The 17736-nt window shown below is 62.5% G+C and carries 24 protein-coding genes and 1 tRNA gene; 14 read left to right on the top strand and 11 right to left on the bottom strand.

Going from position 1 to position 17736, the window contains the following annotated elements:
* Positions 1 to 16: 16 nt before the first annotated feature.
* From J4O76_RS17500 to J4O76_RS17485, 4 genes are read right to left on the bottom strand one after another with little or no spacing between them, the layout of a single operon-like run.
* A complete protein-coding gene (locus J4O76_RS17500) occupies positions 17 to 865 on the bottom strand; it encodes a hypothetical protein (protein ID WP_426283145.1) in 849 nt (282 codons plus the stop codon).
* The gene (locus J4O76_RS17495) at positions 865 to 2289 is read right to left on the bottom strand and encodes a replicative DNA helicase (protein WP_426283143.1); all 1425 of its coding nucleotides are present in this window, start codon (positions 2287 to 2289) and stop codon (positions 865 to 867) included. The genes J4O76_RS17500 and J4O76_RS17495 overlap by 1 nt, the downstream gene beginning before the upstream one ends.
* Positions 2286 to 3281, bottom strand: a complete 996-nt coding sequence (locus tag J4O76_RS17490; protein ID WP_426283141.1) for a DUF7146 domain-containing protein — start codon at positions 3279 to 3281, stop codon at positions 2286 to 2288. The genes J4O76_RS17495 and J4O76_RS17490 overlap by 4 nt, the downstream gene beginning before the upstream one ends.
* On the bottom strand, positions 3278 to 3748 hold the full coding sequence (locus J4O76_RS17485) for a hypothetical protein (RefSeq protein WP_426283139.1): 471 nt from the start codon (positions 3746 to 3748) through the stop codon (positions 3278 to 3280). Before J4O76_RS17485 ends, J4O76_RS17490 begins: the two co-directional genes overlap by 4 nt.
* Before the next feature lie 17 nt (positions 3749 to 3765).
* Here J4O76_RS17485 and J4O76_RS17480 point away from each other — a divergent pair, with 17 nt between their 5' ends.
* Positions 3766 to 3999 carry a hypothetical protein gene (locus J4O76_RS17480; RefSeq protein WP_426283137.1) on the top strand — a complete coding sequence of 78 codons (234 nt, stop codon included), beginning with the start codon at positions 3766 to 3768 and terminating at the stop codon, positions 3997 to 3999.
* Between the two features lie 109 nt (positions 4000 to 4108).
* Here the strand turns inward: J4O76_RS17480 and J4O76_RS17475 are convergent, their stop codons facing one another.
* Together J4O76_RS17475 and J4O76_RS17470 are read right to left on the bottom strand one after the other, a co-directional pair.
* Positions 4109 to 4435 carry a hypothetical protein gene (locus J4O76_RS17475; protein WP_426283135.1) on the bottom strand — a complete coding sequence of 109 codons (327 nt, stop codon included), beginning with the start codon at positions 4433 to 4435 and terminating at the stop codon, positions 4109 to 4111.
* The gene (locus J4O76_RS17470) at positions 4432 to 4704 is read right to left on the bottom strand and encodes a hypothetical protein (RefSeq protein WP_426283133.1); all 273 of its coding nucleotides are present in this window, start codon (positions 4702 to 4704) and stop codon (positions 4432 to 4434) included. Before J4O76_RS17470 ends, J4O76_RS17475 begins: the two co-directional genes overlap by 4 nt.
* Before the next feature lie 313 nt (positions 4705 to 5017).
* Between J4O76_RS17470 and J4O76_RS17465 the strand changes: the two genes are divergently transcribed.
* The 11 genes from J4O76_RS17465 to J4O76_RS17415 all read left to right on the top strand — a co-directional run bounded on the left by J4O76_RS17465 (position 5018) and on the right by J4O76_RS17415 (position 12072).
* Positions 5018 to 5632: a helix-turn-helix domain-containing protein gene (locus J4O76_RS17465; protein WP_426283131.1), complete on the top strand. Its 615-nt coding sequence runs from the start codon at positions 5018 to 5020 to the stop codon at positions 5630 to 5632.
* A gap of 187 nt (positions 5633 to 5819) precedes the next feature.
* Entirely contained in the window at positions 5820 to 7112 is a 1293-nt protein-coding gene (locus J4O76_RS17460) for a hypothetical protein (RefSeq protein ID WP_426283130.1), read from the top strand.
* Positions 7109 to 7405, top strand: a complete 297-nt coding sequence (locus tag J4O76_RS17455; protein WP_426283127.1) for a hypothetical protein — start codon at positions 7109 to 7111, stop codon at positions 7403 to 7405. The genes J4O76_RS17460 and J4O76_RS17455 overlap by 4 nt, the downstream gene beginning before the upstream one ends.
* Positions 7405 to 7743 (top strand): hypothetical protein, encoded by a 339-nt coding sequence (locus tag J4O76_RS17450; protein ID WP_426283125.1) that lies wholly within the window; start codon positions 7405 to 7407, stop codon positions 7741 to 7743. The genes J4O76_RS17455 and J4O76_RS17450 overlap by 1 nt, the downstream gene beginning before the upstream one ends.
* The gene (locus J4O76_RS17445; RefSeq protein WP_426283123.1) at positions 7740 to 8003 is read left to right on the top strand and encodes a hypothetical protein; all 264 of its coding nucleotides are present in this window, start codon (positions 7740 to 7742) and stop codon (positions 8001 to 8003) included. Before J4O76_RS17450 ends, J4O76_RS17445 begins: the two co-directional genes overlap by 4 nt.
* Positions 8004 to 8005: 2 nt before the next feature.
* Complete coding sequence (locus tag J4O76_RS17440; protein ID WP_426283121.1) at positions 8006 to 10282, top strand: hypothetical protein; 2277 nt, start codon at positions 8006 to 8008, stop codon at positions 10280 to 10282.
* Entirely contained in the window at positions 10279 to 10557 is a 279-nt protein-coding gene (locus tag J4O76_RS17435) for a hypothetical protein (protein WP_426283119.1), read from the top strand. The genes J4O76_RS17440 and J4O76_RS17435 overlap by 4 nt, the downstream gene beginning before the upstream one ends.
* Positions 10554 to 10796, top strand: coding sequence for a helix-turn-helix transcriptional regulator (locus J4O76_RS17430; protein ID WP_426283117.1), 243 nt, complete (start codon positions 10554 to 10556; stop codon positions 10794 to 10796). Before J4O76_RS17435 ends, J4O76_RS17430 begins: the two co-directional genes overlap by 4 nt.
* Entirely contained in the window at positions 10793 to 11005 is a 213-nt protein-coding gene (locus J4O76_RS17425; protein WP_426283114.1) for a helix-turn-helix transcriptional regulator, read from the top strand. The genes J4O76_RS17430 and J4O76_RS17425 overlap by 4 nt, the downstream gene beginning before the upstream one ends.
* 217 nt (positions 11006 to 11222) lie before the next feature.
* Positions 11223 to 11741: a Panacea domain-containing protein gene (locus tag J4O76_RS17420; protein WP_426283113.1), complete on the top strand. Its 519-nt coding sequence runs from the start codon at positions 11223 to 11225 to the stop codon at positions 11739 to 11741.
* A 61-nt stretch (positions 11742 to 11802) separates the two neighbouring features.
* Positions 11803 to 12072, top strand: a complete 270-nt coding sequence (locus J4O76_RS17415) for a hypothetical protein (protein WP_426283111.1) — start codon at positions 11803 to 11805, stop codon at positions 12070 to 12072.
* An 85-nt stretch (positions 12073 to 12157) separates the two neighbouring features.
* On the opposite strand, the gene J4O76_RS17410 is transcribed toward J4O76_RS17415, so the two are convergent.
* From J4O76_RS17410 to folK, 4 genes are all read right to left on the bottom strand, one after another.
* Positions 12158 to 12898 carry a hypothetical protein gene (locus J4O76_RS17410; protein ID WP_426283109.1) on the bottom strand — a complete coding sequence of 247 codons (741 nt, stop codon included), beginning with the start codon at positions 12896 to 12898 and terminating at the stop codon, positions 12158 to 12160.
* A gap of 100 nt (positions 12899 to 12998) precedes the next feature.
* Positions 12999 to 14303 carry a tyrosine-type recombinase/integrase gene (locus J4O76_RS17405; protein WP_426283107.1) on the bottom strand — a complete coding sequence of 435 codons (1305 nt, stop codon included), beginning with the start codon at positions 14301 to 14303 and terminating at the stop codon, positions 12999 to 13001.
* Between the two features lie 157 nt (positions 14304 to 14460).
* Positions 14461 to 14536: transfer RNA gene (locus J4O76_RS17400), tRNA-Lys, on the bottom strand.
* Positions 14537 to 14557: 21 nt separating this feature from the next.
* Positions 14558 to 15067: a 2-amino-4-hydroxy-6-hydroxymethyldihydropteridine diphosphokinase gene (folK, locus tag J4O76_RS17395; protein ID WP_426283105.1), complete on the bottom strand. Its 510-nt coding sequence runs from the start codon at positions 15065 to 15067 to the stop codon at positions 14558 to 14560.
* 22 nt (positions 15068 to 15089) lie between these two features.
* Between folK and J4O76_RS17390 the strand changes: the two genes are divergently transcribed.
* The gene (locus J4O76_RS17390) at positions 15090 to 15824 is read left to right on the top strand and encodes a uracil-DNA glycosylase (RefSeq protein WP_426283103.1); all 735 of its coding nucleotides are present in this window, start codon (positions 15090 to 15092) and stop codon (positions 15822 to 15824) included.
* Positions 15825 to 15957: 133 nt separating this feature from the next.
* Here the strand turns inward: J4O76_RS17390 and J4O76_RS17385 are convergent, their stop codons facing one another.
* The gene (locus J4O76_RS17385; RefSeq protein ID WP_426283102.1) at positions 15958 to 16995 is read right to left on the bottom strand and encodes an MBL fold metallo-hydrolase; all 1038 of its coding nucleotides are present in this window, start codon (positions 16993 to 16995) and stop codon (positions 15958 to 15960) included.
* 56 nt (positions 16996 to 17051) lie between these two features.
* Here J4O76_RS17385 and J4O76_RS17380 point away from each other — a divergent pair, with 56 nt between their 5' ends.
* Positions 17052 to 17639 (top strand): DUF4337 domain-containing protein, encoded by a 588-nt coding sequence (locus J4O76_RS17380; RefSeq protein ID WP_426283100.1) that lies wholly within the window; start codon positions 17052 to 17054, stop codon positions 17637 to 17639.
* Positions 17640 to 17736: the final 97 nt, after the last annotated feature.

Below are 17736 nucleotides of genomic sequence, written 5' to 3'. Positions count from 1 at the left end.
ATGGGGCACGCGGCGATCACGCGTGCTCCTCCAACTGGCGCAGATCGGCCGGCGGGCCGGGTATAGCCATCCGCCGGTAGCGTTCTGCGGTTGACCGACTAGCTTCCCGAGCCTCGTCCTGGCCTGCGACCTTATTGCGCAACCGGGCTTCGATCCACGACACCGGTTCCGCTCGACCGGCAGCGCTGAGCAACGCTGCGTTCGTTGCCTCTTCGCCGTGAGCGTTGAACCACTTGGCGATCAGGGCACGAGCTGACTTAATCGACAGCCCAGCTTCGCCCAGCAGCGCGACGCCAGCGTCGAACAAAGCTTTTTTCGGATCGTTCGACGACGCGACAGCGTCAGTAGATTTATCTACTGAACTATCTCCTCCCTCCTTCCTCTGGCGAAACTTTTCCCCACTGGTGGGTAACTGGTTCCCCACCGCTTCCCCAGTAGCCCTACCTTTACCGACCGCTGGTTCCCCACTGCCCTTGGTTGAAGGGGGGGCGAGTTCCCCACCGTCGCGGGTTGAACGCGCCTCGATGTTCACCCAGTTCCGAACCGCTTCCGTCTGCGGATGGGTCGAGTTCGGCTTCTTTGGGCGCTGGTACTGGCAGAAATTGCGGACGGCGCCGTAGCGCTTGCCACCGGCCTCGTACGACAAGATGCAGTTTGCTTCGGCCAGCTCGTCCAGCAGCGCGACAGCATCGACGCTGTCGGCCGGCAGTAGCCGCATCTTGAGCTTGATCGGCGACCACTCGAACGAGCCCATGTCGTCGCATTCGTTCCAGATGCCGAGGAACATGAGCCGCGAGAATGGCGACAGCGAGACGTATGTCTCGTCAGTCCACAGGCCGGGATGGATCGATCGAATACGCGCCATTATGCACCTTCCCTGGAACTGTAGAAATCGCTTCCGCGGACAGCGGAGTTCGCGCCGAAGAACCAGCCGAGAGCCTTGCCCGAGGGGCCACTGCGGCGTTTGGGAACAAGGAACTCGACCTTGTTGCGCACGGCTTCCATGTCGGTCCGCCACGCCTCGTATTTGGCGCCGAACTGGTCGTCCGGTTCCTGTTTCGTCAGATATTCCTCTTCGCGGTACACAAAGAGGATTACGTCGGCGTCCTGCTCGATCTGACCGCTGTCGCGCAGGTCGGAGGGCATGGGCCGCTTGTCCGGGCGCTTCTCAACGTCTCGGCTGAGCTGCGCCACTGCCATCACGACGAGGCCCTCGGACTTGGCGAACTGCTTGAGCCCGACGCTAACCTCGCTCGCGTGCTCGTACGGCGACATGCCCTTGCGGCTGTGTGCCATCAGTTGGAGGTAATCGACGACGATCAGCTCGAGTTTCTCGCCCTTGGCGGCGAGGCGGCGCTTGTGGCTTCGCGCCTGCCGGATCAGCTTGGCTAGCGTTAGGCCTGATGTCTCGTTGATCTCGATCGGTAGTTCGTCGAACCGCTCCTTGGCAGCGATCACGGCACCCATCTCATGTGGTCGAACCGTGCCGTCGCGAACATGTTCGTACGGTACGCCGCCGCGTGGCGAGAATGTCATGTCGGCGAGCATGCGCCGAGTAAGTTCGTCGGCGCTCATCTCGAGCGAGAAAATCAGGACCCCGTGGCCCAGGCCGGCCGCGCCAATCGAGTAAGACGTGACCAGCGAGGTCTTGCCCATGCCGGGACGACCGCCGACGACGACTAGGTTCGACGGGCGCAACACGCCGATCGCGTTGTCGAGCGAGTTGATGGTCCCGCAACGGACGCCAATGATCGGTTTGCCAAAGCTGTTGATGACCGCGTCGGCATACCGACCAACGGATCCCTGCGAGGTAACGACCTGCTCCGCCAACTCGGCAACTGCTTCATCAGCGTTCGCAACCAGTTCCTCGCGCGTCACCGCAAGGTCGCGTGCTGAGGCGACGACGTCTTTCAGGCCTGCGACCATCCGTCGGCGGCTCGATAGCATGGTGATCTGGTCGAAGTACGCCTTCGTCCGCGCCTTCGGGCCCGCATTGAGATTGGCGGCAGCAAGCACCGAATACGCGCGCGGCCATTCCCCATCCTCGGCGAAGTGCGGAGCCAGCGTCACCACGTCGACCGCGCCTGCCGTCGACTGCTCGATCATCTTGCCGTAGATGCGGCCGTACAATGGAACCGAGAAGTCGGCCGGGCGGCAGTGATCGGCCACCTCGTCTATCAGCCGGTTGTTGGCCAACAGGTCACCGAGAAAGCCGATTTCCGCTTCCACGTTGTACAGCGGGCTGGCGGTCTCGGCCGTCGCGAACTGCTCTTCGAACGCGCCGCTCATGCCCGGATGCCCCGCAGCTGGTCGTTCCAGTCCTTGAAGCCCTCGGCCGGCCACATGATCCGCGTCGAGTAGCCGTACTCGATGAGCTCCTCCTCGACCTTCTCCACAGCGGCGCGACCGGCTGCATCGTTCTGGCCGGCGATCACGATCGATACGATGCGACGCGGATATTCGACGTACGGCATCATCGCCGTCCCAAGCGTTACCCAGACCTCGGCGCCGAGTTCCTGCGCGAGGCTCAGGCCATCCTCAGGTCCTTCTGTCACGATCAGTTCGTCGCCAACACTATAGGCATCCGAGTTGATCCGAAGTGCGCCGCCTTTGATCCGCCCCAGACTGCGCTTGGGCTTCTCCATCCGGGCCTTCTGCTTCCCGCCGTCGGCAAGGAAAATGCGCTGCAGGCCGATGAGCTGATCGTCGCCGTCGACCACCGCCCCGACGAGGGCGGGCAGGTCAGGACCGCACTGGCCCGTTTCATCGTCATACCAAGCCGGCGTCTTCGCGAAGCGAACCGTATGAGGCGGCGGCATGATGATGCCGCGGCTCCGCAAATACACTTCAGCGGGCGTACCCGAGGCAGGAACCGCCTTATCCCAGACTGACTGCGCGCGATCGATAGCACGTTGCCGGTCGCCTTCGTCCTCGGCCGCCGCTTTTGCGCGCTGGGCCGGATCGACCCCCGGCAAGCTCGCGGCTCCCAACCACTTCATCGCGTCAAGGAAGCCGATGTTCTCGGTCTTCATGACGTATTTGACGATGTCCCCCGACGCGTTGCAGCCGAAGCAGTGATACGTACCCTTGGCATCGTTCAGCTGCATCGACGGCGTGCGTTCGTTATGGAAGGCGCAAAGGGCGCGCTTCTCGTTCTTGCCAGCGCGAACGACCTTGCGGGTGCGGGCCACAACGTCACTGATGTTGTAGCGCTGCTTGGCTTCGTCCACCGCCTGGCGGAATGCAGCATCGCGCTCAGCGCGATCAATGGAACGGCTCACTGCTGTTTGCCCTTCTCTGCTGCGATCATTTCGAGCCACCGGCCGGTGATGGAATGTGCCCGGCGGATCAGCGCCTCGTGCGGAGCAACCTCATTGACAGTGGTCACGCCGTCGAGCTCGGCGCGAATGATACATGGTAGGAGTGACGCCAGCGTTAGGGACGCTGGATCATCGCCTGCACAGACCGAGCCTGCGTCAGCCCAGCGGCCACCAACCAGCGCTAGCAGCGGATCGGCGAACCGGCCGCCCCATTCGTGGCAACCGGCCAGGAACGTCGGCAGGTCGATCGGCGAGGCGGTGTTGGCGTAGGCCGCTGCCCGGTCCTCCGACTTGCCCAGGACGCGTCCCATATCGCCCCAGGTTGCGCCGTCGTCGGTCTTGATCGAAGTGATGACCGCGTTCTGCGTGTCGACCGCGGTTGACGCGGAAAACGTCCGCCGGTGCCCGTGGATGTGGGGGACGGTCATGCTGCACATACCTCGGCATGGCTAAGGACAGAAAAGCACGAGCCGAGAATCACGTCACCGTGATGGCTCTGGCGAACATGCTGGCATCGATCGTCGATGCGATGAGAGACGTCGGCGTGTCGAACGACATTATCCACGACTTCCTGGATCGACTGGACCGGCTGAACGCGATCAGCCTGTCGGGCATGGCGGGCGCAATCATGCACGACTTTGTTGCCGTCGTGCGGGGCACGGTCGCCAGCAATGACTGACGCCCGAGGCGACAGTTCACGGCTGAGGGTCGTAACGCTCAAGACGAGCACCGCTGCCTGCAGTCGTGAACAGGCCTGCTCAGCGTCGAATGCCCCGCGATCCATCAGTCTACGCACCCGTCATCAGGTCGGAGTGCTGGAGCTCGGCAAGCGTTGCGTCGCCCAGCGCGTGCGCCAGCTTGAGAGCATGACTGACGGGCATCGACTTATTGGGACGCACCCCCTGCAATTCGCGCCACGCATCCTGCTGCTGACGCGAGAGCGGGCGCAGGACCGGCACCTGGTCGATCGCCGCCGACGTATTGACCGAGCCGTCAGTCCCTGCGGCAACGTACGCTTCGAAGGAGCGCGCATTCGCGAGGACGGTAGCTTCATCACCGCCGATGTCCGAGGCCATGCGGAGGCATTCGAGGCGCGTGTTCTGGTCAACGGTCACTGTGCTTGCTCCGTGTGGATCGGTGGGGTGAGCGCCTCGTCGGCGTCACTCAGAACGCCGCTGCCTTCGGAGGGCAGAGGCTGATGATGGTTGGATTCGCGACGCGTGGGCGCGGGGTCGGGAATCTCCGGGACGTTATCGAGATAGCGCTCGTTAGCGATCACGCGGCAACGACGTGCGGCATCCCCTTCGCCCAGGACCGCGACAATCATTTGAACGATGCGGTCATCGATCTCGCTGGACTGGTCGGCGGTGAACGTCCGGGTCATGCTACCTTCCGCTCAGGTCGGCCGGTATCCTGCAGTTCGATCAGAAGGTCGCGGGATGTGACCTCGCCTTCCGTGAACTTCTCGATCGCCACTGCCTTTGGCAGGGACGGCTGACGTTGGCCGTACACCCACTTACGCACGAGACTATCAGACTCGCCGATAGCGATTGCGAGGTCGGGGACGCTAATCCCACGATGGCGGATCCAGTCTCTGAGCTTCATCGGTCAATAGTGCACCACCTGTGCACCTTTGCCAAGCGGTATCGTGTCGCCGCGTTGTTGAAACTGTGCACTCTGTGTGGTCAGGATGGTTTATGAAACTTCAAATCGCTGAATTGCGCCGGAAACGAGGGATCACCCAAGGGGAGCTCGCGAAAAAGGTCGGGGCTACGCAGAGCATGATCGGCAAGCTGGAACGAGGTGAGCGTGAGATGACGTTCAGCTGGCTCCAGCGGATAGCTGCAGTCCTAGACGTAGCAACAGGGGAGCTATTTGATGCCTCGGATGACGTCGTTCAAATTGGCCACCTCGACGACAAAAGCGCGATCATCCCGCTGGATTACAATGCGTGGAAGGAACAATGGGAACTGCCTGCGGGGGCAACTGCGTTCGAAGTCACCTCGTTTTCGAAGAAGGCTCCTAACTCGGTACAGACCCTCACGGACATGACGGTCCGCATACCCGCCCAAGCTGAGATCGTCTTTGATTCCAAGGGCAAACCGCCGAAGCGTGAAATGCTCGACAGGTTGGCCGTCGTCTGGATTACAGAGGCAGACCTATCGGTCACCCAAGCCTACGTGCCTTACGTCGGATATCTTATGCCGGGCACCAAACCGCAGCATTACCACATCATTCGTCTGATCGGGCCCGCGTTAGAGGATGCGCGAGTCCATTTCGTATCGCTCGTTCGGGAAATTCGCCTGCCCTAAATGCACTGCTAGTGCATAATTCTCCTTGACGATGTTCACCTCAGGTGCACATTAGCGCCGTCGGTTTGATGCGCCTTGAGTGCATCAACTCCGATGACGGGCTTGCTGCATACTGTTGCTAGCCCGCCGTTCGCTACGCAGGGGGCGCTAACCGAGCGTCTTTTGCGGTCAACGTGGGAGATGCATCATGGCAACGCAGCCGCTCTATCAGTCGCACAGCGAGCCCGTACCGCTCGTTTCCAAGTCGTTCAGCGACCGTGCCTTGCTGGCGCCTGGCCTCGCGGCCGTCGCGGTCGAGCGTACCGCCGCGGTACTGCCCGTACCGGTGCGCGAGACGTCGCTCGATGAGATCACGATCACCGAGATGGCAACGTCGCTGATCAGCTTGGCACGGAGCCTGCTGTCCGCGGAGATGTATAGCAAGTTCCTCGCTTGGGGCATCGCCGCGGCTCTGTTTGCGAGCGAATACGATGCCGAAGGCGATGCCCTTTGCGCCCGCACGGTAGACGCGCTCACCGCGATATCATCGGTTCCGGCATGGAGGCTTCATGACTTCATGCTGAAGGCCTGGTTGTTCGGCCTCGAGGTATGCGACAGCCCGCAATTCGGCCCGTTGAGTGTCAGGTCGCAGGACTCTCAACTGCTGGTGATGAGGATTGCTGAGGGTGTAGCGACGGATTTGTCCCGTTCATCCCCAATCGTCGCAGCCCTTCAGCGGCTTGCGAGCTTTGCCGGCGATCAGTCCAATAACGCCAGGGGATTCTCGTTCACGAAGCCCGTCGGTGACCTGATCGCGGCGGCATTCTCAGCCGCACAACAGGTGAGCGAGGAACGCACGGCCAAACCTGATTGGGACACGGCGCGCGCTAGCATGGAGTCCATTCAAGCCTCAGTTGACGGGCACCCTGGCACGCCGGAGCCGGAATTTAACCGACTGTGTAGCAGGCTCGCCGATGCACAGATCGCGTTGCTGACCACACCCGCGCCGACCGCGGCGGAGCTCGCATTCAAACAGAAGCTCTATTTTGAGATCGACGCACACGATTTCGAGGAGGCGTCGATCGGTGCTAGCATCACCGCGGATGTAGACCGGCTTATGTGCAGTGCTCGGCAGCCCGCCGGCGCCGGAGAGCCTGATGCCAGTACGGGCCATCTTGGCGCCGATCCGCATACGGCATGGCTGGCCAATCGCAACCGTGCACAGGCTACCATCAATTCCGCTGACGAGACGCTGACCGACGAAGCTGCAGATGCGCTGAGCACCTACACGGTGGAACGTGACGATGAGATCGCCAACACCTCTGCGACTACCCGAGATGGCGTGTTGGCGAAGCTCGCATTGATCGCGCAGATCAGCCTTGAGGGCTGGGAGCCGAACATGGACTGGTGCGCGTCGGCGCTGGTCGACGCTCAGCGCGTGGCGGGGATCGGATCGCTCGCCGGCGCAGTAGAAGAACGCCATCGGGAGATGGCGGCATGACCTGCGAGCGTAGCTGCGCCACCTGCACCTGGTGGTCGAATGTCGAGCCGTCCTACGCGACCGCCACGCGGCGCCCGGCTGGAGCGGATCCCGAGATCGGTATCTGCCAGTTCTCGCCTCCGGTCGTCATCGGCCTCGCCGGTCTGACCATGACGCGCTTCCCCGAGACCCACGCGACCCGCGCCTGCGGGCAGTGGACCGACGAGAACGGTGGTGGTCCCGACGACGGCGAGCGTGTCGGTTCGGGCGGCGAGATCGACAACACGGTGATTCCGTTTCGGCGCGCCGCGTGATGGCGAGCAAGAGCACGAACAACGAGTTCGCCGTGAACATCGCGATGTACGCCGCCAACTGGGCTGCCGGTCGGGTCGCGGACGTGATCATCGACCGCACGACGAAGCGCGTCGTCCGCGCAGCCAAGGTGAAGACGGTGGACCGCCTCCCCCGCCGCGGTCGGCGCCCGGCCGCAGCGGCGGCGACCCCGACGGTTCTGCCTTCCCGGAACTCTGCATGGCTGAAGCAGCCGGTCTTTGGTACCGGGCTGACGCGCGCTGGTGCCGTCACGACGTTCGCCATCGGACCAGTCTTCTGGTTCGTCGCCGACCTCGTATGGACGGCGTTTCCATCATGAATCAGGACGTGCCAAAGATTAACGTGCCGCTGGGCGAAGATCGAAAGCTGCCGACCTGCGTGGCTTGCAGGCACGTATCGATGATGAACGCCCCGCCGTGCTTCCCCGAATTGGGCACCGAGCCGCACATGTTTTGCGTTCGTATGCCGCCGGTGCTGGTAGGTTCGAGCGACGCACGGGGCTTCTCGCGCTGGTCGGCATACACGCCGGTCGAGGAAGACAGCCGTTGCGGCGAATGGCTGCAAAAGTCGGACGCATAGCCGTGACGCTCTTCAACCGAACCGGAGAGGCTAACAAGACTCGCAGCCGCGACCTTCGCGTTTGGACCCCGACGGGCCAGCTGCGCGACGACGTGACGCGTGTGATCGGGCAACGGTTGTTGGCTGGCGACGATCGGGACGCGATCATCCGCGACATCAACATCTCGAAAAGTGTCGGGCGTCGGAAGTGTGCCGAGATCGCAAGGGCGCTCGGCATCCCGAGCCGCGCCGAACTGCACGAACAATTCTGCGTCCGAGTATGCGAGCTCGCCGATACCGGCATGACCGATCGTGAGATCGCGGACAGCCTTCACCGGTCAATTGAGGCGGTCGCTAACGCGCGGCGACGGCGTCAGGGTGCAAAGTACACCGTCATTCGCCTGACGCCCGAAGAACACGCGAAGATCGACCGCATGATCCTGGAGGGGTTTAACCAATACGAGATCGCGGAGGCTGTGGGATGCGATCAGGGGCTGGTCTCCACGCGCGCTCAGCGTCTCGACCATTCCAAAATTAAGCACGTTCGCCCGCCATGCGAGTGCGGCAAGCGTGCGGGACATGGCGGGCGCTGCTACATGGTTGTGGTTCCGGGGCTGATCCGGCAGCGGCTCCTAGATGGTCGTACGACGACGGACATCGCGCGCGAGCTTGGTCGCACGGCGTCGGGCTTCAAGAGGCGGTACGCCCAGCCCGTCATCGACGAGCTGACGGCCGAAGGCCATCGCTGCGGATGCGGACAGCAATTCGGCCACCAGTTCGTCTGCTCTGTGACGATGGCCGTCCAGCGCAGAACGTTCACCGAGGCACAGCGGCAAACTGGTGAACATCTGGTTCGCCAGGGTGCGTCCGTCGAGACGGTCAGGCGAGCCATGTTCCTGAGCGTTGGCAGCGCACAGGCACTAGTCCGAGATTTGCGCTCGACGTTGGCCGCGAAGGGCGCCCTGTGTCCGTGCGGGGAGCCGCTAGACCACAGCCTGACCTGCGCGACCCGAAACGGAATCACGAATGGCAGGACCGGCTTCCGGTTCACCAGCGCCACCGCTGCCAAGATGACCCCGCTACGGCGCCGGCTGATAGCGAAGTACGCTCGCGCCGGCCACGGCTGCAAAGCGATCTGCGATAAGACCGGGGAGAGCGAGTGGCGCGTGGACATCCTCGTCGCCGAACTGCTCGCGGCCGGTGCAACGCCGGCGGAGTGCGTGTCGTGCGACCGACCATACAACCACAAGGGTCCGTGTCCGCTGCCGGTGAACTGCAGCTGCGGGCGAAAGCGAAAACACCGCGGTGCATGCCGCCAGGCCGGTCCGAAACTGACGGTCAGCAACGGGGGGAAGCCGCCTGCTGTCGCTCCGGACCTCTATAAGGCCGCGTCCGTGCGGTACCGCGATGGCGCGAGCATCCAAGAGATCAGCGACCGCGTCGGCATTCCGCGGGGCCAAGCTCAGCGCCTAGTCGCCTACTGGCGCAAGCGTTCGATCTACACGCCGAAGCCTTGCATCTGCGGACGGCCCGCGCGCCACACAGGCGGCTGCGAGAAGAACACGCCGGGCGCGGCCGGCAAACTTGCTCGCGCGCGCATCGATAGAGATATCCGCGATGGTCAAATGCCACATCGGATCGCTCAGCGCCTCGGTCTTCACGTCCAGACTGTCCTTAAGCATTCGATGATGCTGCGAGATCGGTTGCACGCTGAGGGGACCAGTTGCGCATGTGGTCGTCCGATCGGCCATCCCTACTGGTGCTCTGCGAAATGGGATGGCTACGAAATGCCCCGAGGGGCTCGGCCACTGCCTGATGATATCGCACGTATTGTTGCTGCCCGTCTGGTCGTCGGTGACGTCGTCTCCGAGATCGCCGCCGCTGTGAAGATCGGCACGGACCGAGTCTGGGCGGCCCGTCTCGAACTGCCTGAGGAAGATCGCCAGCGCAGGACCTTTGCCGTTCGAGCCCGCATCTCTCGTGGGAAGGCGCTCCAGCGCCAGGACATCATGGGTATGATCGAGGCAGCGGTACCGCAGCGGATCGACGCCATGCTCCGCGACGACGTGGTCGGCGAAATCTTCCTCGCTGTCATAGAAGGCCGCATCGAGGTTGAGCAGATCAAGGCGGCGGTGCGCAGCTTCGTCGCCAAGGGGATAGCGCAGTGGCAGTCCGCTTACGGCCCTCGGTCGCTCGATCAGAAGCTGTTCGCCGATGGCAGCCGCACCTTGGGCGACATGCTCGAAGACGAAACCACAACCGCACAGATCGATCAGCTCGAACTTGGAGACCGTACGTGAACGCCACCCTTCCCGGCGCCGCCGCGCATTCCGTTCACGGCGCCCCCGTTACGACGATAGCTGAACTCGACACCCTGGACAGTGACGAGATGCTTGAAGGCTATCGCGACGGTCGCGCTGGCGAACTCGAACCGGGCGGCAATCGATCGCGCTCGTACTGGCATGGGTGGCGCAACGGCACCGTGGATGGCGGTCATCAATCGAAGGACGACGCGCAGGCGGCACTGGCCGCCGCCGTCCATCACAATTCCTCGAAGAAGGACAACGCGGAATGACTGACCGAAGCAAGGATCGCCCGGTCCATACCGCAGCTGCGATTGACCGCCTTTTACGGCTTCGGGATGTTTCGAGGGTCGTCGGTTTCAGCCGATCGAAAATCTACAAAATGATCCGCAATGGCCAATTTCCGGCTCCTTACAAGCCGGGTGGCGCTTCGTCTCGTTGGAGCGAAATGGAAATAGCCGAATGGATAGATGGCGTAAAAGCCGCCGGTGATAAGGAAACAGGAGCATGACCGATCGCAGCCACGACAGCTTCGTACGCCTGCCAGAGGTTCGCCGTCGCACCGGGCTGTCGACGGCGACGATCTATCGGAAGATGGAGCGCGGCGAGTTTCCGATGAAGAGGCAACTCAGCGTCAACGCCGTTGCATGGTACGAGAGCGATCTGAACCGATGGGTTGCGGATCCTGTCGCGTGGCTACCAGAGGAAAGAGCGGCTTGAATGTCTAGGTATGATCGCGGCGCTTCAATCAGATCGTAGGCCGTGACGATCGTACGCTCCGCGACCGTATCGCCGGTATAGCGTAAGCGGGCCGGGTACTGGCAGGGAGCATAACCGGCTCACTGAGTGCAGAGCCTTGTCAAGAACTAATATCCTGCTATATGAGAACATGTTGGGAACGGCGTGATGCCGTTCCCTCTTGATTCGAGGGCGTGTTATGGCGAGCTTTCCCCCGCTGCCGCCTACTTCGACTGTTGCGTCGGTGGCGAATGAATTTTTGAGCCTTGCGGCACAAGAACCGCAGTTTCCTGTCGTAGATCAGATGAAGCTCCAGAAGCTTCTCTTCTACGCTCATGCGTGGAATCTAGCCTATGATAGAGGCCCGCTTTTCGAAAACGATTTCGAAGCGTGGCCATGGGGCCCGGTTGTGCGAGACGTTTATGTTCAGACAAAGGACTACGGGCGCTCGCGTGTAAGTTCGCCAATCACCGAGTTTTCATGGGGGCCGGGCGGGCCATCCGTAAGCGCCCCAACTGGTGTAAGGCCCGAGTTGAAGGACTTTATCCGTTCTGTATGGGATACGCTTAAGGTATATAATGGCGTTCAGCTATCTAACTCGACGCATGCACCTGGCGAGCCATGGACTATAATCAAGGATACGATCGGCACCGACACAAAGCCTGTAATACCTAACGATTTAATACGTCAGGTCTTTCAGACAAAGTTGGTGAATTAATATGGCGATACCGCCACCACGTAATACGTCGATGACCCCCGATTCGGATACGAGGAAAGGGATGAACGACTTTACTGGCGGCGAAGCCCAGAACCGGGTTTTGCATATCAACCTGGGAATATTTAAGTATGGGACCAGCGATCGTACACATGCTGCTGCTTTGGTTTTAGCTCTCTTACTTTTCGGGACGATTGTAGGCGTCCTTATGTTTGGTCATGGAGGCGATTGGGCCAAAGAGGCTTTTCGTTGGCTGGGCAGTTCATTTCTGTTCGTTTCGGGTGTTGCTCTTGGAAAGGGTGGCAACGAATCAAACCTTGGGAAAGATGATTGATTGGGCTGCGAAACGGAACAGTGCCAAGCCGCACTGCTTACTGATTTAACGCAAGTCTTAATATCTTCTATGTTTCCCTGCCTCACTAAGCGTGCGTTATTAGGTAACCTGTAATTCGCGCAGCTTGATCCGCTGGCATTGTTGAAACACCCTCGAGCAATCGAATGCCAAGGCGGCGTTGGGTGCCAAGCGGTGCGGTAGCAAGCCCTGTTGGTGATCCAAAAATTCTAAGATCTGCGTCGTTCAGACCAGCAGTCCGCAAAGCGGCAACCATTGCGCCGGCGTGGGCGTCAGAAATCGCGTCGACCTTACGTCCGGCAGGAGACTGGCGCCCTGCAGCTATCCCGTCCATTTGAACAACACCTGCTTTGCCTAATTCGTTCACAAGGCTTTCAGATGGGTGATCGCCCGGCTGGAGCCCGGTCATCACAAAATGAGCGCACAGCGTTGGATCGACTGCACTGAAAGCTTTGGCCACAGCAATTTGCTGACGATTAAAAGCGACTAGGTTCGCGCTAGGCGCTTGGGCGAGATCTTGGATATGACTTTTCATGAATTGCCGCATGGCGTTCAGGCCAGCCGCTCGCGCCTCGTCGCTATTGCCGCCCTTTCTAGCTGCCGCTGTAACCGACTTGTTAAAATCAGCGTACTCAGCCGGGAACTTCTGCTGCATCGTGGCGAACATTTTGGCCATTTCAGGTTGGGTTGTTCGCATTTTTTCAACCACGCTATCAAAGTTGATTGTTCTGGCCCGGTACTGATCAATGCCAAATCTCACGGCAAAAACGAAAATTAGAACGACGACAAATCTGCCGGCATTCTTCATGATAGACGTGTCATTTTCGCCCGATAGATACGACATTTGCGCTGATCCCCCGATTTCGGCGGCAACTGAACACGTTGCCGAAGGCGTGGCAACAGCCCAATCAGGCAGCCCGAGCGTACCCTTCCAAAATTGCCGACGGCGATATCAGCCCCTCGGTCGTCAAGTCCGCCCATTCCCTCGCCACCTCCCAGCGCCGCGGCATATGTAGCGCCCGGTTGTAAGCCATTTCGGAGCCCGAGAGCCCCTTCGGCTTATGGGACAGCATGGCGTCGATGATCGCGCGATCGTCGGGCCGCTTATGGATGATCGCCCGTTCGTTCATGATTGTGGAGAAGCTGGTGCGCCAGCCGTGCGGCACATGCAGGTCGCGGTATCCGTTGTTGTTGTACATGTACCCGATCGTGTTGACGCTCATCGGCTGATGCGTCGACCGGATGCTGTGAAACAGGTACGGGAAACGGCCTGAGAGCCGCCGCACGGCACGAAGAACCTCCACCGCCTGCGCGGGTAGCGGCGAGATGTGTTCGAAGGCGTCATCGGCCTTGTCGCCCAGCTCAAGCTTCATGCGATCAGCGCTGACCCGCCAGATCGGCTCGGGGGCATCGCTGGCGCCCGTGGGGTCATCCCAGTCGATACCTTCGAACTCGACCCAGCGCGCTGTCGGGATCAGGCCTGGGCGGACGAAGGTCAGCCCAAGCAGGCGCGATGCGAGGCGGCTCGACGGGTTCGACGAGCATTTATCGATCGTCGCGTGCAGCGCGCGTACCGCAGCCACCGTATTAACCCCGGGTTGGCTGCCGCCGATCGGTGTCGGTAGCATGGCCTTCTTGATCCCGGCCGCCGGATCGACCGCGCATAAGCCCTCGGCGATCCCAAAGCAAAACACGGCGGAGACGTGCTGCCGGATCCTCTTGGCGGTGTCGATGGCTCCGCGCTTCTCGACCTTGCGAAGCATCGACAGGACCGTCGGGCCGTCGATGTCGATCAGCGACATGGATCCGATGACGGGATAGACGTCACGCTCCAGCGCCTGCTCGACCTTCACAGCCTGCGTCGCCGACCAGCGCGGCTTCTGTGCCTCGTGCCAGCGCGTACCCACGACGCGGAACGTCGCACCGGCTGCAGCATGGGCCGCCATCTTGCGTTTGCGCGCTTCGGTTGCCGGGTCGCGATGCTCACGCAACAGTTGGCGAGCTCGGTCACGTTCGGCGCGAGCCTTCGCCAGGCCGACCTCTGGGTAAAGACCGAACACCAGGCGCTTTTCTTTTCCGGCAAATCGGTACTTCATCCGCCAGGATTTAGAGCCTTTGGTGGTTACGTAGAGGTACAGGCCAGCCGAATCGGCCAGCTTGTAATCCTTCTCGCCTTTGACGGCTTTTTTCACCTGCGTGTCGGTCAGCGGCATGATGCCCCCTATCAGCTAAACTGGTGCCCCCATCATGCCCCCACTTGGGTCGCGCTTGGGCGTCGATGGCTGATGGCTCGTGAGAAGCCCAATGTGGCTTAGGAGCTGGGGTCCTGCAACCCGCTGGGGGTGGCTGATAGTCGCTGAAAAGGCCCGATGGTGGGTCCGCCGGGGCTCGAACCCGGGACCTCTCGATTAAAAGTCGCTTGCTCTACCAACTGAGCTACGGACCCCCGCCATCGTGGACCGCGCACCTAGTCTCGCGGGTGCCGCCGGTCAACCATCTGTGCCAATTGGCGGATCGTCCGATGGGTCAGCGGATCGCGCCATTTCGGGACCAGAACGGCGAGGGGACCGAGCACGAAGCTGCGGGTGCGGAACGCGGCGTGCGGCACGGTGAGGCCCGGCGACGACCAGGCGCCGCCCGACCATAGGACGATGTCGAGGTCGAGCACGCGGCTGCCCCAGCGGCGGCCGGGGCGGCGACCGAATGTGCGCTCGATCCGTTTGAGGCGGACCAATAGCGCTGCGGGGTCCTCGGGAGTCTCGATCAGCGCGACGGCGTTGGCATAGCGGCGGTTCGAGGGGCCGAGCGGTGCGCTCGCCACGGTCGTCGATCGGGTCACGACACCGCCGAGGGTCTCCAGCGCGGCGGCGATCTCGCGCTCGGGGGCACCGTGGCGCCCGCGTCGGTTCGAGCCGAGCGCGATCGCGTAGGTGGTGCTAGCGCGCGCGATCATCGGGTGCGGGGTTGCAGGCGACATTTGGTCCGCCTAGCGCACTCCGATGGATTCCACACCTTACACCACCGAGCTTCCCGAAACCGTCGACGAGACCGGCGAGATCGACGTCACGACCGTCTTCGCGCCCGTCTCCGCGCTGCCCGAGACCGAGCCGCCGCATGACTGCCCGCTCTGCCCTCGCCTCGTCGCCGTGCGTGAGCAGCTTCGGACCGAGTTCCCGACCTGGTGGAACGCGCCGGTCCCTGCGTTCGGCGATCCGGCTGCGTGGCTCGGCATCATCGGCCTCGCCCCGGGGAAGCATGGCGCGAACCGCACGGGCCGCGCGTTCACCGGCGATTATGCAGGGCAGTTCCTGTACGAGACGCTCGGGCGGTTCGGGCTTGCGACCGGGACTTATGGTGCGAAAGCCGAGGACGGGCTGGCACTCGACGGCGCGATCATCCTCAACGCAGTGAAGTGCCTGCCGCCCGAGAACAAGCCGACGCCGGAGGAAATCCGCACCTGCCGGCCGTTCCTCGAGACGCAGGCGGATGCGGTGCCGACCGCTCGGGTGTTCGTGGCACTGGGGCATATCGCGCATCAGTCGGCGGTGAAGATGCTTGGCGGGCGGTTGCCCAAGGCGCGCTTCGCACATGGCGCGGAGCATGTGATGCCCGACGGCCGCATGCTGATCGATAGCTTTCATTGCTCGCGGTACAATGTGAATACGGGTGTGCTGACCGCGGATATGTTCGACGCGGTGTTCGCGCGGGCGCTGGAGTTACGCGGGGCGGTTTGAGCCGCCGTGGCGCTGCTCCCCTCCCTGGAAGGGAGGGGTTGGGGTGGGTCGGTGTCCGGATCGCGGATCGGTTGCGGCTCGAGCAGGCCTACCCACCCCCTACCCCTCCCTTTCAGGGAGGGGAGTTGGACGACTACTCGATCACCCAGGGCTCGCCGGCCTCTGGTGTGCGGAAGCGGTTCGCGAGAATGTGTTCGCGGATCAGCGCCGCGCGGAGATGCTCGGGGGGTTCGTTGATCCCCTCGGACGTCAGTTCGAACGTGCCCCAGTGGACGCCGATCGCATAGGCCGCGCCGAGCTGTTCGAACGCGGTCACCGCCTGGTCCGGGCCGATGTGGTTGTCGGTTTCGTGCCCTGCGAAATGATACGCGCCGATCGGCAGGATCGCGAGGCGGACAGGGCCGGCTGCGCGCGCTTCAGCTGCCCAGCGCATGTCGCCCGGCCCGGTGTCGCCCGCGAAATACAGGTTGCCGCCGGGCAGCGTCACGGTGAAGCCCGCCCATAACGTCTTGTCGCGGTCGCCGGGGTCGTACTCGCTCCAGTGATGCGCGCGCTCGACGACCACGTCGATGCCGGGGCGCAGCGTCACGCGGCCGCCCCAGTCGCGCGCGACTGCACGAACGCCACTGCGCGCGAGGATCTGGTCGTTGCCGAGGCCGGTCACGATCAATGGTTTGTCGCGGTGCCAGAGCCGCTTCATCGCGGTCATGTCGAGATGGTCGCGGTGGTTGTGGCTGAGCAGGATGAGATCGATCTTCGGCAGGTCCGCGAGGCGCACGCCGGGTTCGCGGACTCGCTTCACACCAACGAACTGGACCGGGGACGAGCGCTCGAGCCACATCGGATCGGTCAGGATGTTAAGCCCTTGCGTCTGAACCAGCACGGTCGAATGGCCGATCCAGGTCACGCGCATCGTCTGGCCTTCGACACGGGCCGGGGGCCGCGTCGGGGTGACGGGCACCTTGGGCCAGCTTCGGTAGGGCGGCTTCACCAGATTGCGGAGCAGCGCGACCGGGCCCTGTTTCTGCTCGCCGGTACTGCCCTGCACTCCGTCGGGGTTGAAGAAGCGTTCGCCGTTGAAGTGATCGCTCAGCGGAAAGGTCTTTGTCGACGGCGTTGTGCAACCGGCGAGAAGCGTGAGCGCGGGCAGTATCGAGCGAGTGCGGATCATGGCGCGCTGACGACTATGTCACGCGATCATCAGCGTCCAGTCACGCGCGGAGGGCCATGACGACCAACATGGATGATGATTTCGAAGTACGCGGGTTGCATGAGCAACTGTCGGAGGAACGCGCGGTCAAGGGTGAGGCGTTCGACCAGCGGATCGCATTGTTCACCGCGATCCTGGCAACGCTGGCGGCGGTGACCAGTTTCCTCGGCGGGCATACGCAGAACGAGGCGTTGCTCCACAAGAACGAGGCGGTGCTGATCAAGGCGCAGGCGTCGGATGCGTGGGGCTATTACCAGGCGGAGGACTTGAAGCGGCATATCGCGCAGATGGAGGTCGACCTCGCGCCGCCTGGGTTCGGTGCGACTCAGATGGCGACGCACCGGGCGGATATCGCGCGGTACAAGGCGCGGGGGACGGCGTTGAAGCGGGAGGCGGAGACGCTCGATCGGCGCTCGGCGGCGGCGGATGGGGAGTCGGACGAGGCGCTGCGGCCGCATACGAAGCTGGCGCTGGCGGTGACCGCGATCCAGGTGGCGATCGCGCTGGCGTCGATTACGGCGCTGACCGGGCGGCGGTGGTTGCTGTGGGTTGCGGGGGCTGCTGCGCTAGTGGGGGCGTTGCTGGCTGGGTTGGCTTGGTTCTGATCCCTCGATCCTCCCCCGCCAGGGGGAGGTGTCGCCGAAGGTGACGGAGGGGGAGGACACGGAACCTCGGTCCCCCTTTCCTCCCCTCCGTCTGGCA

The organism is Sphingomonas sp. NFX23 (genome assembly GCF_049887795.1).
GTDB lineage: Bacteria > Pseudomonadota > Alphaproteobacteria > Sphingomonadales > Sphingomonadaceae > Sphingomonas.
The sequence above is the reverse complement of the archived record's forward strand: the minus strand, read 5'-3'. Positions and strand labels throughout refer to the sequence as shown.

Bases quoted from the DNA above. Each gene is read 5' to 3' on its own strand.
- J4O76_RS17500 (WP_426283145.1), bottom strand. From the start codon at position 865: ATGGCGCGTATTCGATCGATCCATCCCGGCCTGTGGACTGACGAGACA.
- J4O76_RS17495 (WP_426283143.1), bottom strand. From the start codon at position 2,289: ATGAGCGGCGCGTTCGAAGAGCAGTTCGCGACGGCCGAGACCGCCAGC.
- J4O76_RS17485 (WP_426283139.1), bottom strand. From the start codon at position 3,748: ATGACCGTCCCCCACATCCACGGGCACCGGCGGACGTTTTCCGCGTCA.
- J4O76_RS17480 (WP_426283137.1), top strand. From the start codon at position 3,766: ATGGCTAAGGACAGAAAAGCACGAGCCGAGAATCACGTCACCGTGATG.
- J4O76_RS17470 (WP_426283133.1), bottom strand. From the start codon at position 4,704: ATGACCCGGACGTTCACCGCCGACCAGTCCAGCGAGATCGATGACCGC.
- J4O76_RS17465 (WP_426283131.1), top strand. From the start codon at position 5,018: ATGAAACTTCAAATCGCTGAATTGCGCCGGAAACGAGGGATCACCCAA.
- J4O76_RS17460 (WP_426283130.1), top strand. From the start codon at position 5,820: ATGGCAACGCAGCCGCTCTATCAGTCGCACAGCGAGCCCGTACCGCTC.
- J4O76_RS17455 (WP_426283127.1), top strand. From the start codon at position 7,109: ATGACCTGCGAGCGTAGCTGCGCCACCTGCACCTGGTGGTCGAATGTC.
- J4O76_RS17450 (WP_426283125.1), top strand. From the start codon at position 7,405: ATGGCGAGCAAGAGCACGAACAACGAGTTCGCCGTGAACATCGCGATG.
- J4O76_RS17445 (WP_426283123.1), top strand. From the start codon at position 7,740: ATGAATCAGGACGTGCCAAAGATTAACGTGCCGCTGGGCGAAGATCGA.
- J4O76_RS17430 (WP_426283117.1), top strand. From the start codon at position 10,554: ATGACTGACCGAAGCAAGGATCGCCCGGTCCATACCGCAGCTGCGATT.
- J4O76_RS17425 (WP_426283114.1), top strand. From the start codon at position 10,793: ATGACCGATCGCAGCCACGACAGCTTCGTACGCCTGCCAGAGGTTCGC.
- J4O76_RS17420 (WP_426283113.1), top strand. From the start codon at position 11,223: ATGGCGAGCTTTCCCCCGCTGCCGCCTACTTCGACTGTTGCGTCGGTG.
- J4O76_RS17415 (WP_426283111.1), top strand. From the start codon at position 11,803: ATGAACGACTTTACTGGCGGCGAAGCCCAGAACCGGGTTTTGCATATC.
- J4O76_RS17410 (WP_426283109.1), bottom strand. From the start codon at position 12,898: ATGAAGAATGCCGGCAGATTTGTCGTCGTTCTAATTTTCGTTTTTGCC.
- J4O76_RS17405 (WP_426283107.1), bottom strand. From the start codon at position 14,303: ATGCCGCTGACCGACACGCAGGTGAAAAAAGCCGTCAAAGGCGAGAAG.
- folK (WP_426283105.1), bottom strand. From the start codon at position 15,067: ATGTCGCCTGCAACCCCGCACCCGATGATCGCGCGCGCTAGCACCACC.
- J4O76_RS17390 (WP_426283103.1), top strand. From the start codon at position 15,090: ATGGATTCCACACCTTACACCACCGAGCTTCCCGAAACCGTCGACGAG.
- J4O76_RS17385 (WP_426283102.1), bottom strand. From the start codon at position 16,995: ATGATCCGCACTCGCTCGATACTGCCCGCGCTCACGCTTCTCGCCGGT.
- J4O76_RS17380 (WP_426283100.1), top strand. From the start codon at position 17,052: ATGACGACCAACATGGATGATGATTTCGAAGTACGCGGGTTGCATGAG.